The sequence below is a fragment of the Streptomyces sp. JLBJ103 genome (genome assembly GCF_058215575.1).
On sequence record NZ_CM177089.1, the window covers coordinates 5,104,781 to 5,120,138 of the forward strand.

A 15,358-nucleotide genomic window follows, 5' to 3' on the forward strand; every position below is an offset into this window, starting at 1 on the left:
CATGACCAGCACCGATCCTTCGACCGGTTTCCATGTCCAGGCCGGTAAGGCGGCCGACGGTCCCTACCTGGTGGACATCGGCCCCGAGCGGGCCGGATGGGGTTACTCCTCGCTGCGGGTGCTCGAGCTGCCGCCCGGCGGTTCGCACTCCCTGGCCACCGGTGACAGCGAGTGGATCGTGCTGCCGCTCAGCGGCGGCTGCACCGTGGTCACCGAGGGCGAGGTTTTCGAACTCCACGGCCGGGACAGCGTGTTCAGTGGAGTGAGCGACTTCGTCTATCTGCCGCGCGACGCGCACGCCCGGATCGCCAGTGGCGCGGGCGGCCGGTTCGCGCTCACCGGCGCCCGCTGCGAGCGGCGGCTGCCCGCGCGCTACGGCCCCGCCGAGGACGTACCGGTCGAACTGCGCGGCACCGGAAACTGCTCGCGCCAGGTCAACAACTTCGGCGCTGCTGGGGTCTTCGAGTGCGACAAGCTGATCGCCGTCGAGGTGCTCACCCCCGGCGGCAACTGGTCCTCGTACCCGCCGCACAAGCACGACGAGTGCCGCCCCGGCGAGGAGAGCGAGCTCGAGGAGATCTACTACTTCGAGATCGCCGAGGCCCACGGCAGTGAGGGCATCGGCTATCAGCGGGTCTCGCCCTCCGGCCGCGGCCGTGGCACCGATGTGCTGGCCGAGGTCCGCTCCGGTGACGCCGTTCTGATCCCGGACGGCTGGCACGGCCCGTCCATCGCCGCCCCCGGTCACGACATGTACTACCTCAACGTCATGGCGGGCCCGGGGGAGGAGCGCGCCTGGCTCATCTGCGACCACCCCGACCACGCCTGGATCCGCTCCACCTGGCCGGACCAGCCCGTCGACCCCCGACTCCCGCTCTACGAAGCCCCCGATGGAGGCCCCCGATGAACGCCTCGGCAGTGCGCCGTCTCACCGTCGCCCAGGCCCTGGTGGAGTTCCTGGCCCACCAGTACACCGAGCGGGACGGACAGCGGCACCGCCTGATCGACGCCACCTGGGGCATCTTCGGCCACGGCAATGTGGCCGGGATCGGGCAGGCGCTCCTGGAGTCCGGTCCGGAGGCCATGCCGTACCTCCAGGGCCGCAACGAACAGGCCATGGTCCACGCGGCCGTGGGCTTCGCCCGGCAGTCCAACCGGCTCGCCGCCCAGGCCGTCACCACCTCCATCGGCCCCGGCGCCACCAATCTGGTCACCGGCGCGGCGCTGGCCACCGTCAACCGGCTGCCGGTGCTGCTGCTGCCCGGTGACACCTTCGCCACCCGCCCCGCCGACCCGGTGCTCCAGCAGCTCGAAATCCCCTCCGCGGGCGATGTGTCGGTCAACGACTGTCTGCGCCCGGTCTCCCGCTACTTCGACCGGGTGGTACGCCCCGAGGCGCTGATCCCGGCCGCCCTGGCGGCCATGCGGGTGCTCACCGACCCGGCCGAGACCGGCGCGGTCACCCTCGCCCTGCCGCAGGACGTACAGGCCGAAGCCTTCGACTGGCCCGAGGAGTTCTTCGCCGACCGGGTCTGGCACGTACGCCGCCCGGCCGCCGATCCGGCCGAACTGGCCGTCGCCGCCCAGGCGATCCGGTCCGCCCGCAGACCGCTGATCGTCGCCGGTGGCGGGATCCACCACAGCGAGGCCGAGGACGCCCTGCGCGCCCTGGTCGACGCCACCGGTATCCCGGTCGCCTCCACCCAGGCGGGCAAGGGCTCGCTGCGCCATGACCACCCGGCCGACATCGGCGGTATCGGGCACACCGGCACCGCCGTCGCGGACGACCTCGCCCGCACCGCGGACCTGGTCATCGGCGTCGGCACCCGCTATAGCGACTTCACCACCGCCTCCGTGACCCTCTTCGCCGACCCCGCGGTCCGTTTCGTCAATCTCAACATCGCCCCGTTCGACGCCCACAAGCTGAGCGCCACCACGCTGGTGGCCGACGCCCGCGCCGGGCTCGAGGCGCTCACCCGCGAACTCTCCGGCCACCGGGTGGACGAGACCTACGAGGCGGAGTACCGCACCGGCAAGACCGCCTGGGAGCGCCGGGTGGACGCCGCGTTCGCCGCCGAGGACGAAGCGGTGCGCCCCTCGCAGACCCAGGTGCTGGGCGCGCTGGACGCGCTCGTCGGCGACGAGGACGTGGTGATCAACGCGGCCGGATCGCTCCCCGGGGACCTCCACAAGCTGTGGCGCGCCCGCTCGCCCCGCCAGTACCACCTGGAGTACGGCTACTCCTGCATGGGCTACGAGATCCCCGGCGCGATCGGGGTGCGGCTGGCCGCCCCGGACCGCCCGGTGTGGGCGCTGGTGGGCGACGGTACGTATCTGATGATGCCGACCGAGATCGTCACCGCGGTCCAGGAGGGCATCAACATCAACATCGTGCTGCTCCAGAACCACGGCTACGCCTCCATCGGCGCCCTGTCCGAGGGCATCGGCGCCGAGCGGTTCGGTACCGCCTACCGCTTCCGGGCGGCCGACGGCACCTACACCGGCGATCCGCTGCCGGTGGACCTGGCTGCCAACGCCGCCTCGCTCGGCATGGACGTGCTGCGCGCGGGGAGCGTGGGCGAGCTGCGTGAGGCGCTGGCCGCGGCCCGCGCCTCGGACCGTCCCACATGTGTCTATGTGGAGACCGAAACAGCCGACACAGTGTCCAGCCCGCCTGAGGCACAGGCGTGGTGGGATGTGCCCGTCGCCGAGACCGCGACGCGTCCGGCCGCCGTGAAGGCCCGTGAGGACTACGACCGGCAGGCCGCCGCCCGCCGCCGCCACCTCTGACGTTTTTCGAGAGAAAGGCCCACCCATGAAGACCGTCAACCACTGGATCGGCGGCAAGGCCGTCGAGGGCGCGACCGGTCGCTTCGGTCCGGTTTACAACCCCGCCACCGGCGCCCAGGACACCCAGGTCGCCCTGGCCTCCGTGGACGAGGTCGACGCGGCGGTAGCCGCGGCCAAGGAGGCGTTCCGCTCCTGGAGCGTGACCTCCCTGGCCAAGCGGACCGCGATCCTGTACAAGTTCCGCGAACTGGTCGTCGCCCACCGCGATGAGCTGGCCGAGCTGATCACCGCCGAGCACGGCAAGGTGCACTCCGACGCGCTGGGTGAGGTGGCCCGCGGTCTGGAGATCGTCGAGCTGGCCTGCTCGATCGCCGAGAAGCTCAAGGGCGAGCTGTCCACCCAGGTCTCCACCGGGGTCGACGTCTCCTCGATCCGCCAGCCGCTCGGCGTGGTCGCGGGCATCACCCCGTTCAACTTCCCGGCCATGGTGCCGATGTGGATGTTCCCGGTGGCCATCGCCTGCGGCAACACCTTCGTCCTCAAGCCCAGCGAGAAGGACCCCTCCACCTCCCTCCTGCTGGCCGAGCTGGCCGCCGAGGCCGGGCTGCCGGAGGGCGTGCTGAACGTCGTCCACGGTGACAAGGTGGCCGTCGACCGGCTGCTGGAGCACCCGGACATCGCCGCCGTCAGCTTTGTGGGCTCCACCCCGATCGCCCAGTACATCCAGTCCAAGGCCGTGGAGCACGGCAAGCGGGTGCAGGCGCTCGGCGGCGCCAAGAACCACATGCTGGTGCTGCCCGACGCCGACCTGGACTTCGCCGCGGACAACGCCATCAACGCCGCCTACGGCTCGGCCGGTGAGCGCTGCATGGCGGTCTCGGTGGTCGTGGCCGTCGGGAACACCGGCGATGAGCTGGTGAAGAAGATCGCCGACCGCGCTGCCAAGCTTCGCATCGGCCCCGGCAACGACCCGGCCTCGGAGATGGGTCCGCTCATCACCAAGGAGCACCGCGACAAGGTCGCCTCCTATGTGCACGGGGCCGCGGCCCAGGGGGCCGAGGTGGTCGTGGACGGTACGGGCTACACCGTCGAGGGCCATGAGGACGGCTTCTTCATCGGTGTCTCACTGCTGGACAAGGTGCCCACCACCGCCGACGCCTACCGCGACGAGATCTTCGGCCCGGTGCTGTGCGTGGTCCGCGCCGAGACCTACGACGAGGCCATCGAGCTGATCAACAGCTCCCGTTGGGGCAACGGCACCGCGATCTTCACCCGGGACGGCGGCGCCGCCCGCCGCTTCCAGCTGGAGGTGGAGGCGGGCATGGTCGGCGTGAACGTACCGATCCCGGTGCCGGTGGGCTACCACTCCTTCGGTGGCTGGAAGGACTCGCTCTTCGGCGACCACCACATCTACGGCAACGACGGTGTGCACTTCTACACCCGTGGCAAGGTCGTCACCACCCGCTGGCCCGACCCCAGCGACGGTGGTATCAACCTGGGCTTCCCCAGCAACCACTGATACGCATGTGACAGCAGATTCGCACGTCTGAGTGGTTTCACGGCCCCCCGCCGGACCTGGTCCGGCGGGGGGTTTCGCTGTCGTGGGTGCCGGGCAATCAGGCGGCACAAGCGCGAGCCGGGGGGATACGGGGGAAGCAGCGTGCACGGTTTTGTACGGGGAGAGGGGGCCCGGGAGTTCCTCGAGGCGTTCAGCAGCGCCGTGGTGCCCCAGGGCGGAAAGTTACCGGCCCGGGATCTGATCCCGCCCGTCCTGCTGCTCGTCGAGGGCGAGGGCGAGGGTGAGGACGAGCGCGCGGCGGCGCGGGCGGGCCGGGTGGTGCGGGGGCTGCGCTGGTGTCTGTATCCCGAGGGCGCCAAGCGCGTTCCGTACGCGATGCTCGGCGCCGATGAGATCCGCGAGGCCGCGGGGGAGCGGCCGCTGAGTCTGGACCTCGGCAGGGAGCTGGCGGCCGATGTGCCGCGGCACACCGGGAGACTGCGGCTGCCCGACTTCTGGCTGGCCCGGGACATCGTGGAGCGGGCACTGGACCCGGAGGCGCCCGAGCCGGACGCGACCGGGCTGCGGGACCATGCCTACGCGGAGCGCCTCAAACGGGGGCTCGTTCTCCGGGCGCTCTGGGCGCTCGGCGGGCAGAGCGCCGACGGCGGGGCGTCGGCCCCGGGCTGGCTGGCACACCTTCAGCGGTTCCTGGCTCAGCCGCTGTTCCAGCTGCTGCCCCGGTGGTGGTGGGGGCGCCGGTGCACCCGAAGGCTGCTGCGCTCCCGCAAGCGGGGGTGGTACGCCGACTGGCGGGGCATCAGCCATGGTCGGACCGCCGAGGAGTTCTTCGGTGATGCCGCGCGGCTGATCCGCTCCGAGCGCTGCCAGGGCCAGGAGGCGGGCGTCGGCCGGTTCGAGGAGCTGCTGCTGCGCGCGTTGCTGACCGATCTGCGGCGCGCGACCCGGCCCGGCCGGATCTCGCCGTGGCGGCGCCGGAGGCTGACCCGGTTCGCGGTGCTGCTGGAGCTGCCCGGGGAAGGCGGCGGCGTGGCGGCCGGGGAGCGTTTCCTCCAGCGGTACGGGGCCGCCGCCCGGGACACCCGGTGCGCGGCGGCCGTGGTCGTCGCGGTGGCTCCGGCCGATGGCGCGGCGGCGGGTGAGCGCCGGAGCCTGGCCGGTGTGGCGGACCGGCTGCGCGCGGCGTCCGGGCTGCCGACGGAGGCGCCGGAGCCGCTGCGGGCGGTGCTGCCCGAGCCTCCGTCGGCGTCGCCGGACGAAATGGAGCTCACCCCCGTCGCACCGCGCACCTTCCGGTTCGCCCCCGCCGCCGAGCTGGCCCTGACCGGGACGCTGGTGGCGGCTCTGCTGAGCGTGCCGGGGGTGTGGTTCTTCGAGCGGGTCACGACCGAGGAGGACCGCACCTGTCTGGGCGGGGCCTCCAGCGAGGCCGTCACCGGCCGGGCGCAGCCGAGCGACTCCACGCCCCGGCAGGAGTACGAGCAAGCCGCGCAGATGATCGACGAGGAGAACGCCCGGGTGCACCAGAAGGCCGGGGAGCGCGGCGGTACGGTCCGCACGGTCGTGCACATCGGCGCGGACGTGGCCAGTCACCAGGAGGGGGAGCGGTACAACGGCGCCGTGCCCGAGCTGCGCGGGATCGCGCTCGCGCAGCGGTCACTGAACAAGGAGGCGGAGAACAACCCCGGGAAGGTGTGGCTGCGTGTGGTCAACCGTCCCGCCGGCGACGATTTCGCCCACGCGGAGCGAGTCGCGCGGCAGATCGTGGCGGACGCGCGGAAGAAGAATTCCGGAATCATCGGTGTGGTGGGCTTCTCCCACAGCCTGAGGCAGACACAGGACGCCGTCCGGATCCTGGGCGAGGCGCGGATTCCCATGGTCGGCACCACTGCCACCGCCGACGCGATGCAGGCGAGTGATTATTACCGCCGGGTGGCGCCGATCAACAGCCGTGAGGCCGCGGTCGAAGCCGCGTTCGCGCACCGGGGCCGCATCGTGGACGACGGCTCGGGCAACTGCACCCCGGCCGAGGCCGCTGTGGTGGTCAAGGATCCGCGGGACCTGTACAGCCAGGAGATCGGCGGGCTGTTCGCCCAGCGGTTCGGCGGGCGCCCGGCCACCTTGGAGTACACCCCGGGCGGCCGGGACAAGGGCCATGCCCAGATGCCGGGCGACGACCGTGTTGTCGTGAAGGACAGCATCGGTGAGCTGGCCGACGCGGTGTGCGAGCGCATCATCGAAGCCCCCCGTACCGTCGTCTACTGGGCCTCCCGGGCCGCCGAATTCAGCGCGTTCCTCGACGACTTCGGGGATGACACCGCATGTGAGGGCCGGAAGCTCACGGTGCTCGCGGGCAACGACCTCACCACCGCCGCGCTGTCCGGGGAGTATGCGGACCGGCCCTGGCTGCGGCTGTACCACACGGTGCATGTGCTGCCCGCGGGCCATCCCCGGGCCAGCGATGTCGCCCAGGTGTTCAACGCCGAGTACGCGCACGTGTTCGGCAGCCACGACCTGTGGCGCAATGACGGGCGGGCCGCTCTGGCCTACGACGCGATGCAGCTGATGGCCGCCGCCGTGAACACCGCGTACCGGAGCACGGAGACCGTGGGGCGTTCGAATGTGCAGCTCAGCCTGGACAACGGCGTCCGGAAGCAAGGCGCCAGTGGCTATCTGCACTTCGAGCGGGGCGACCGGGGCGTCTCACGGGACAAGCCGCTGGTCATCCTGCGCCATACCGCGGACGGTTCCCGGCCGGTGCTGTACTGCGGCGCGTTCGCCCGCAATCCGGCGGGGCGGATCGAGCGCTGGGGGCCGCACGGGGAGTTCGACTGTCCGCGGGACGGCTGACACAACCATGAGAGCGCCTCATGGGTCTGTGTGAGTGCTCGCCCGAATAATGGGCGCACGGCCCAAATAGGGGGAATTCTCATGCTTCGCCTGCTTCGTTCCTCGGTGGTGACCGGCGGCTGCACAGCCGCGCTCGGCCTCGGACTCGTTCTCGCCGCCGGCGCGCCCGCCTCCGCGCACACCCCCAGGACCGACCCGAACGACCGCTACACCGCCGAGGAGATCCACCACTTTCTGGAGGGCTTCTACGGCAACCACGGCCCGCGCCCCTGGGAGCGGGAGCACCTGGTCTCCGACCAGCTGAAGGAGAAGGCCGACCAGAACCCCGGCTATGACGTGCTGCTGTGCGCGCAGAACACCCCCAAGCGCATCGACATCGGCGAGGTGACCACGGCGCAGTCCGCGCGGGTCGGCTGGGCGACGGTCACGACCCACTGGCGCGGCCACCCAGCCACCACCTCGTCCTTCACCGCCTACGTCGACCTCGACGGCAGCCGCCCGATGGAGCTGCTCGACGTGGACTGCGGTACGCCCGGGGGCTGATGGCGCCCCCGGCCGGACCGGGGCCCGGTTCCGCCGGCCGGGGCCGTAGTCTCGCCGTATGACCTGGTCGCGTGCGCTGAAGGAGACCGCGCGCGACGGGCTGTCCATCGAACGCACCCGGCTGGAGCCGCTGGTCGCGCTGCGCGGTGCGTGCGGGGTGGCGATCGTGATCGGGCTGACCCTGTGGCTGGGGTCGCCGACGCTCGCGGTCTCCTCGGCGTTCGGCGCGTTCTCCGCCGGGATCGCCACCTTCCAGCGCAGCTGGCGGCCGCGCCCCGCGCTGGCCCTGGCCGCCGCGGGCGGTCTCGCGGTGAGCACCTTCCTGGGCTATCTGGCCGCCGCCCACACCGCCACCTTCGTGGTCATGCTGGCCGTCTGGACGCTGCTGACGGGGATGGCGTGGGCGGTCGGCCCGGTCTCCGGGCTGGTCGCGACCCAGATGGTCGCCGTGATGCTGGTGACCGTCACTCTTCCCACCTCGCTGCTGGGCGCCCTGGAGCACGCCGCGCTGATCGGCCTGGGCGGGGTCGTCCAGGCCGCGCTGATCGTGCTGTTCCCGGTGCGCCCGTGGGGCGTCCAGCGGGACGCGCTGGCCGACGCGCTCGCCGCCGTCGCCGACTACGCCCGGCGGCTGCGCCAGGACCCCGTGGCGCCGTTCGACCCCACCCCGCTGATGGACGCCCGCAGCGCCGCCGCGCTGACGCCCCGCCAGGCCCGGCGGCGGCCGCGCCAGCTGCGCGGCTACCGGCTGCTGGCCGAGCGGATCCGGCCGGTGCTGGCGTCGCTCGCCGACCCGGTGGTCGGCGCCGCGGCCGAGGGACCCGAGCGTGACCGGGCGCGGGAACTGCTGGGCGCCACCGCCACCGTGCTGGACGCCGTGGCCCACGCAATCCGCAAGGGCGTACCGGTACGGCTGCCGCCGGAGGCGATGGCGGTGCTGGAGGTGCCGCCGACCGGCCCCAAGCTGGACGGCGCCGCCCGCCGCGCCGCACTGCGGCTGATGGCGCTGGTGAACGACGTGGTGGAGTCCTCGGACGAACCGGTCGAGACGATGACCGCCGACGGCGGCCGGGACCGCCGCTATCTGCCGCGCCCCACGGCCGTCGGCATGGTGCGGGTGGCCTGGCGCGCTCTGCGCCGGGAGACCCGCTGGTCCTCACCCGTCTCCCGGCACGCGGTGCGGGTCTCCGTGGTCGCCGTGGGCGGCTATCTGCTGGGCAGCGCGCTGCCCTGGGGCCATGGCTACTGGGCGCCGCTGACCTCGGTGATGGTGCTGCGGCCCGATTTCGGCCAGACCTTCTCGCGCGGGGTGGCCCGTTTCACCGGAACGCTGGCGGGGGTGCTGGTCGCCGGAGTGGTGGTGGCGCTGGCCGACCCCGCCCCCTGGGTGAGCGCGCTGCTGGCGGTGGTGTGTGTGGGCTCGCTGTATCTGCTGATGCGCACCGGTTTCATCGTGGCCTCCGCGTGCATCGGCGCCTATGTGGTCTTTCTGCTCGGCATCGCGGGCGCGGCCTGGGGGCAGACGGTGCAGGCGCGGGTGGCGCTGACCCTGCTGGGCGGGGTGCTGGCGATGGCCGCGTACGTGGTCTTCCCGGCCTGGGAGACACCGCTGCTGCGGGACCGGTTGGCGGACTGGCTGACCGCCAACGGCCGTTACGCCACCGCCGTGTTCGACGCTCACGCCCGCCCCGCCGACCGCCGCCCCCGCCAGGTGCGCGAGGCGCTGCTGGACGCGCGGGCGGCGCGGGCCGCCTGGGAACAGCTGGAGGCGCGGGCCCAGCGGGAGCCGGTGCGCCACCGCGGACTGTCCCGGCGGGCGGCGCGGGAGGCACAGGCGGCGCTGTCCACCACGGGACGGGTCACCATGCTGCTGGAGGCCCACCTTCCGGACCGCGCCGCGCCACCGTCCGCGGAGGCCGGGGAGTTCGCCGCGGCGCTGCGTACGGCGGTGCCGGAGGCCGCTGCCGCGGTACGGGAGCGGCGTCCGCCGGACTGGGAGCCGCTGCGGGAGGTGCTGGAGCGCTGGCAGCGGAGGGCCGGGGACCGGCCCGGGGTGGCGGTGCGCGGCGCCGAGCTGCTGGTGGAGGCCCTGGAGGAGCTGGCGGAGGCGCTGACGGTGGCCAAGCCGAGCCGCGGCTGAGCCGTGCCGCGCCGTGCGTGGTTGAGCCGTGCGTGGTTGAGCCGTGGTCAGGCCGGACCGCTGAACAGCCGCTCCAGATGCAGTTCGATCAGCCCCATGGCCTCCTCGGGGGTGTGCAGCTCCATCAGGGTGTGCCCGGACACCCCTTCGACCAGGCCCATCAGCAGGGACGCCTCACGCTCCGGGTCCAGGTCGGCGGCCACCTCGCCCCGTTCGACGCCCCGTGCCACCTGTCCGGCGAGGAAGGCACGCAGCGCACGGTTGCCCTCCCGGGCGTGGGCGCGCGGCCGCTCGTCGTAGAGCGCCCGGACGAAGTAGGCGATCTGCACCCGTTGGCCGATCCGGCTGTTCTCGTCCAGCGGCAGCATCTCGGCGAGCGTTTCGCGCAGCACGGTGCGCGGGGTCGGCTCGCCCGGCAGCGCCTCGATCCGGCCGCGGATCCGCTGCCCGGCGAGCTCCCCGATGTGCTCGAGCGCGAAGCTCAGCATCTCGTCCTTGCTGGTGAAGTAGTGCTGCAACTGACCGAGTGAGATCCCCGCCTCGGCGGCGACATCGCGCAGGCTCGCGCCCTCCAGGCCGCGGGCGGCCGCGATCCGCCACAGCGCCTCGGCGATCAGTCTGCGCCGCTCTTCATGATCCACCCGCTTGGGCACCCCGTGGTCCTTCCCGCATGACGGTTTTGGCAAGTCACTTGTATTGCTATAGTAGTCCCGTTCAATACAGCTGACTTGAAAAAGTTTACGGGGAACCGCGATGCCCGAACTCAGGCCGCCGCGCCACCGAGTCGACCCTCGAGCCCGCCGCTGGTGGACCGTGCAGGCCCTGCTCGTCTTCAGTGGCCCGGCGCTGCTCACCGCCCTGACCCTGACCGTCCTCTCACTGCTCTTCTTCCCGGGCGCGCTGCCCTGGCTCGGCCCGCTGCTGCTGGCCGTCCTGGTACTGCCCGGCCTCGGCTATCTGTGGTTCATGCCCAAGTGGCGGTACGCGGTGCACGCCTGGGAACTGGGAGACCGCGCCGTCTACGCGGCCGGTGGCTGGTTCTGGCGCACCCGGCGGATCGCCCCGCTCTCCCGGGTGCAGACCGTGGACACCGTGCGCGGCCCGGTCCAGCGGGCGTTCGGCCTTGCCACCGTCACCGTCACCACCGCCTCCACCGCGGGCGACATCCGGATCGCGGGCCTGTCCGACGCCGACGCCGAGGAGCTCTCGCGCCGGATCGGCGAGGCCGCCCAGCTGGTGCCCGGTGATGCCGCGTGAACGGCACCGCCCCCACCGCCCCGGTGCCGGAGTGGCGCCCCCTCGATCCGCGCACCGTCGCCGTCCACCTCAGCTGGATGGCCGCCCCGCTCGGCTCCCTCGGGCTCACCGCCCTGGCCACCCACGGACGGCTGGACGCCCGCGCCTGGATCACCCTCGGCTGTATCGCCGCGAGCTTCGCCGTTGTCACCACCGGTGGGGTGCTGCGCTGGTGGCGCACCCGCTACCGGATCACCGCCGACGCCTTCGAACTGCGCACCGGGCTGTTCACCCGGCGGCTGCGCGCCATCCCGCTGCGCCGTATCCGCAATGTCGATCTGACCGCCCATCCCGTCCAGCGGCTCTTCGGCCTCACCGTGCTGCGCGCCGGTACCACGGCCGACGGCGCGCTGACCCTGGAAGCGCTCACCCGCCCCGCCGCCGAGCGGCTGCGCGCCGAACTGCTGGCCCGCGCCGGGAGCACGGCCACCGCCGGGGAGCCGGTGCTCGCCACCGTGGACCGGCGCTGGCTGCGCTACGCCCCGCTCACCTTCTGGATCTTCGGTGGGGTCTTCGCCGTCCTCGGCACCGTCTGGCGGGTGCTCAGCGACATCGGCGTCGAGCCCTGGCGGATCGGGGTGGTCCGGGACGCCTTCGAGGAGTTCGGCAACAGCGCGCTGTGGCTCACCGTGCCGCTCGCCCTGCTCGGGATCGCCGCTGTCGGCAGCCTCGGCGCGGTCGCGCTGTACGCCGAGAACTGGTGGAAGTACCGCCTGGAGTGGACGGACGCGAGCACCCTGCGGGTCCGCCGCGGACTGCTCACCACCCGCTCGGTCTCCTTCGAACGCTCCCGGCTGCGCGGTGCGGTGCTCCGCGAACCCCTGCTGCTGCGCATGGGCGGCGGAGCCACCGTACGGGCCGTCGCGGGCGGACTCGGCAGCCGGGAGGAGAACTGCAAGCGCAGCCAGGTGCTGCCGCCCGCGCCCCGCGCCGAGGCGCTGCGGGTGGCCGCCGGAGTGCTGGATCACGGATCCGGCGGCGACGCCCGGACCCTCTTCGACCGGCCCACGCTGCGCCCCCACCCCGCCGCCGCCCACCGCCGCCGGATCAGCCGCGGGATCATCTGGGTCGTCCTGCCCGGCACCGCCGCCCTCGCCGTGCTCGGCGCGCTGCTCACCCCGGTGCTGCTGTACTGCGCGCTCGGCTACGCCCTGCTGGCCACGCCCGTGGTGCTGGTGCTCGCCCGGGACGCCCACCGCTCCCTCGGCCACGGGGTGACCGGCCGTCATCTGCTGATCCGCTCGGGCACCTTCAGCCGGGACACCGTCGCGCTGGAGCGCGACGCCGTGCTCGCCTGGAGCTTCACCGACAACCCGCTGTCCCGGCGGGCCGGTCTCACCACCGTGACGGCCGCCGTCGCGGCGGGCCAGGACGGCTATCGCGCCCCGGACATGGCGGCCGGGGACGCCGTGCCCTTCGCGGCCGCGGCTGCCCCCGGGATCCTCGACGCATTCCTGGTGACGCCAGAGGACACGAGCGGGGACGGGGGCGGGGACGGGCGGGCGGACGCGCTCAGTCCGCCCGGCCGCCGCCCTTGAGGCTCGCCCGCAGGAACTCCCGGTTCATCCGTGAAATGGACTGGAGCGGAATCCCCTTGGGGCAGGCCACGGCGCATTCACCGGTGTTGGTGCAGCCGCCGAAGCCCTCCTCGTCCATCGTCTCCACCATGTCCAGCACCCGGGACTCGCGCTCCGGCGCCCCCTGTGGCAGCGCGTTGAGATGGACCACCTTCGCCGAGGTGAAGAGCATCGCCGAGCCATTGGGGCAGGCGGCCACACAGGCCCCGCACCCGATGCACTCGGCGTGCTCGAAGGCGAGGTCCGCCACCGGCTTGGGCACCGGGGTGGCATGGGCCTCCGGGGCGCTGCCGGTCGGCGTGGAGATGAACCCGCCCGAGCCGATGATCCGGTCGAACGCCGACCGGTCCACCACCAGATCCTTGACCACTGGGAACGCGGCGGCGCGCCAGGGCTCGACATCGATGGTGTCGCCGTCCGCGAAGTGCCGCATATGGAGCTGACAGGTGGTGGTGCGCTCGGGCCCGTGTGCCTGCCCGTTGATCACCATGCCGCAGGCGCCGCAGATGCCTTCGCGGCAGTCGTGGTCGAAGGCGACCGGCTCGTACCCGCTGAGGATCAGCTCCTCGTTGAGGGTGTCGAGCATCTCCAGGAAGGACATCTCGGGCGAGATGCCGTCGACCTCGTAGGTGGTCAGGGCGCCCGGCTCCTCGGGGCCGCCCTGGCGCCAGATCCGCAGGGTGAGCCTCATGCGTAGCTCCGTTGGGTGGGGTGGACGTCAGTGAAGACCAGCTCTTCGCGGTGGAGTACGGGCGCGCCGCCGGTGCCGGTGAACTCCCAGGCCGCCGCGTACGAGAACGTCTCGTCCCGCCGCGCCGCCTCGCCGTCGTTCGTCTGGCTCTCCTCCCGGAAGTGGCCGCCGCAGGACTCCTCGCGGTGCAGTGCGTCCAGGCACATCAGCTCGGCGAGCTCCAGATAGTCGACGATCCGGTTGGCCTTCTCCAGCGACTGGTTCAGCTCCGCACCGCTGCCCGGCACCTTGATCCGGCGCCAGAACTCCTCGCGCAGCGCGGGGATACGGTCCAGCGCCTTGCGCAGTCCGCTCTCGGTGCGGGCCATCCCGCACTCGTCCCACAGCAGTTCGCCCAGCTCCCGGTGGAAGGAGTCGGGGGTGCGGTCGCCTTTGTTCTCCAGCAGCCGGCGCAGCCGCTCGGACACCTCCACCACCGCCCCGGTCACCGCCGGATGGGCCGGGTCGGCCTCGGCGGTCTCGCCGTGGGGATGGCGGGCCAGATAGTCGTTGATGGTGGCCGGAAGCACGAAGTAGCCGTCCGCCAGCCCCTGCATCAGGGCCGAGGCACCGAGCCGGTTGGCGCCGTGGTCGGAGAAGTTGGCCTCGCCGATCGCGAACAGACCGGGCACGGTGGTCTGGAGGTCGTAGTCGACCCACAGCCCGCCCATCGTGTAGTGGATCGCGGGATAGATCCGCATCGGGACCCGGTACGGATCCTCGGCGGTGATCCGCTCGTACATCTCGAAGAGATTGCCGTACTTCTCCGCCACCGCCGCGCGCCCCATCCGGGCGATGGCGTCGGCGAAGTCCAGATAGACCCCCTGGCCGCCGGGACCGACCCCGCGCCCCTCGTCGCAGACGTTCTTCGCGGCGCGGGAGGCGATGTCACGCGGCACCAGATTGCCGAACGCCGGATAGATCCGCTCCAGGTAGTAGTCGCGCTCGTGCTCCGGGATCTCCTCCGGCCGCCGGGTGTCGCCCTTCGCCTTCGGCACCCAGATCCGGCCGTCGTTGCGCAGCGACTCGCTCATCAGCGTCAGCTTCGACTGGTGGCTGCCGGAGCGCGGGATACAGGTGGGGTGGATCTGGGTGAAGCAGGGGTTGGCGAAGTAGGCGCCGCGCCGGTGCGCCCGCCAGATCGCGGTGGCGTTGGAGTTCTTGGCGTTCGTCGACAGGTAGAAGACATTGCCGTAGCCGCCGGAGGCGAGCACCACGGCGTCGGCGAGATGGGTGGATATCTGCCCGGTGATCAGATCCCGGGCCACGATGCCGCGGGCCCGTCCCTCGATCACGATCAGATCGAGCATCTCGGTCCGGGCGTGCATCTCCACCCGGCCCGCGGCGATCTGCCGGGACAGCGCCTGGTACGCGCCGAGCAGCAGCTGCTGTCCGGTCTGGCCGCGGGCGTAGAAGGTACGGGAGACCTGCACCCCGCCGAACGAGCGGGTGTCCAGCAGCCCGCCGTACTCCCGGGCGAACGGCACGCCCTGGGCCACACACTGGTCGATGATCTCCACCGACACCTCGGCGAGCCGGTGCACATTGGACTCGCGGGCCCGGAAGTCACCGCCCTTGACGGTGTCGTAGAACAGCCGGCGGATGGAGTCGCCGTCGTTGCGGTAGTTCTTGGCGGCGTTGATCCCGCCCTGGGCGGCGATGGAATGCGCCCGGCGCGGTGAGTCCTGGTAGCAGAACTGCACCACCTGGTAGCCCTGTTCGGCCAGGGTGGCCCCGGCCGCGCCGCCCGCCAGCCCGGTGCCGACGACGATGACCTTGTAGCCACGGCGGTTGGCCGGGTTGACCAGCTTCGCCTCGAAGCGGCGGCGGTTCCAGCGCTCCTCGATCGGACCGTCCGGCGCCGCGGTGTCGGCGATCGGCGCACCGGTCCGGTAGTCGGTGTAGGCACTCAT

General features: G+C 72.3%; 11 protein-coding genes. 8 read left to right on the top strand and 3 right to left on the bottom strand.

Annotated features, from left to right (window positions below):
- Position 1: 1 nt before the first annotated feature.
- From iolB to AC4BEG_RS22555, 6 genes are all read left to right on the top strand, one after another.
- The gene (iolB, locus tag AC4BEG_RS22530; RefSeq protein WP_490701556.1) at positions 2-907 is read left to right on the top strand and encodes a 5-deoxy-glucuronate isomerase; all 906 of its coding nucleotides are present in this window, start codon (positions 2-4) and stop codon (positions 905-907) included.
- Positions 904-2,790, top strand: coding sequence for a 3D-(3,5/4)-trihydroxycyclohexane-1,2-dione acylhydrolase (decyclizing) (gene iolD / locus AC4BEG_RS22535; RefSeq protein WP_490701557.1), 1,887 nt, complete (start codon positions 904-906; stop codon positions 2,788-2,790). Before iolB ends, iolD begins: the two co-directional genes overlap by 4 nt.
- Before the next feature lie 25 nt (positions 2,791-2,815).
- On the top strand, positions 2,816-4,309 hold the full coding sequence (locus tag AC4BEG_RS22540) for a CoA-acylating methylmalonate-semialdehyde dehydrogenase (protein ID WP_490701558.1): 1,494 nt from the start codon (positions 2,816-2,818) through the stop codon (positions 4,307-4,309).
- Between the two features lie 141 nt (positions 4,310-4,450).
- Positions 4,451-7,159 (top strand): type 1 periplasmic-binding domain-containing protein, encoded by a 2,709-nt coding sequence (locus AC4BEG_RS22545; RefSeq protein ID WP_490701559.1) that lies wholly within the window; start codon positions 4,451-4,453, stop codon positions 7,157-7,159.
- 81 nt (positions 7,160-7,240) lie between these two features.
- Positions 7,241-7,702 carry a hypothetical protein gene (locus tag AC4BEG_RS22550; RefSeq protein WP_490701560.1) on the top strand — a complete coding sequence of 154 codons (462 nt, stop codon included), beginning with the start codon at positions 7,241-7,243 and terminating at the stop codon, positions 7,700-7,702.
- Positions 7,703-7,760: 58 nt separating this feature from the next.
- Positions 7,761-9,842, top strand: coding sequence for an FUSC family protein (locus tag AC4BEG_RS22555; protein WP_490701561.1), 2,082 nt, complete (start codon positions 7,761-7,763; stop codon positions 9,840-9,842).
- 47 nt (positions 9,843-9,889) lie between these two features.
- Here the strand turns inward: AC4BEG_RS22555 and AC4BEG_RS22560 are convergent, their stop codons facing one another.
- The gene (locus tag AC4BEG_RS22560) at positions 9,890-10,495 is read right to left on the bottom strand and encodes a TetR/AcrR family transcriptional regulator (protein ID WP_490701562.1); all 606 of its coding nucleotides are present in this window, start codon (positions 10,493-10,495) and stop codon (positions 9,890-9,892) included.
- Between the two features lie 100 nt (positions 10,496-10,595).
- On the opposite strand from AC4BEG_RS22560, the gene AC4BEG_RS22565 reads away from it, so the two are divergent.
- Both AC4BEG_RS22565 and AC4BEG_RS22570 read left to right on the top strand, forming a co-directional pair.
- Positions 10,596-11,099 (top strand): PH domain-containing protein, encoded by a 504-nt coding sequence (locus AC4BEG_RS22565; protein WP_490701563.1) that lies wholly within the window; start codon positions 10,596-10,598, stop codon positions 11,097-11,099.
- Positions 11,096-12,676 (top strand): PH domain-containing protein, encoded by a 1,581-nt coding sequence (locus tag AC4BEG_RS22570; RefSeq protein WP_490701564.1) that lies wholly within the window; start codon positions 11,096-11,098, stop codon positions 12,674-12,676. The genes AC4BEG_RS22565 and AC4BEG_RS22570 overlap by 4 nt, the downstream gene beginning before the upstream one ends.
- Here the strand turns inward: AC4BEG_RS22570 and AC4BEG_RS22575 are convergent.
- A complete protein-coding gene (locus AC4BEG_RS22575) occupies positions 12,651-13,406 on the bottom strand; it encodes a succinate dehydrogenase/fumarate reductase iron-sulfur subunit (RefSeq protein WP_490701565.1) in 756 nt (251 codons plus the stop codon). The two genes, AC4BEG_RS22570 and AC4BEG_RS22575, sit on opposite strands and share 26 nt — an antisense overlap.
- A complete protein-coding gene (locus AC4BEG_RS22580; protein WP_490701566.1) occupies positions 13,403-15,358 on the bottom strand; it encodes a fumarate reductase/succinate dehydrogenase flavoprotein subunit in 1,956 nt (651 codons plus the stop codon). The genes AC4BEG_RS22575 and AC4BEG_RS22580 overlap by 4 nt, the downstream gene beginning before the upstream one ends.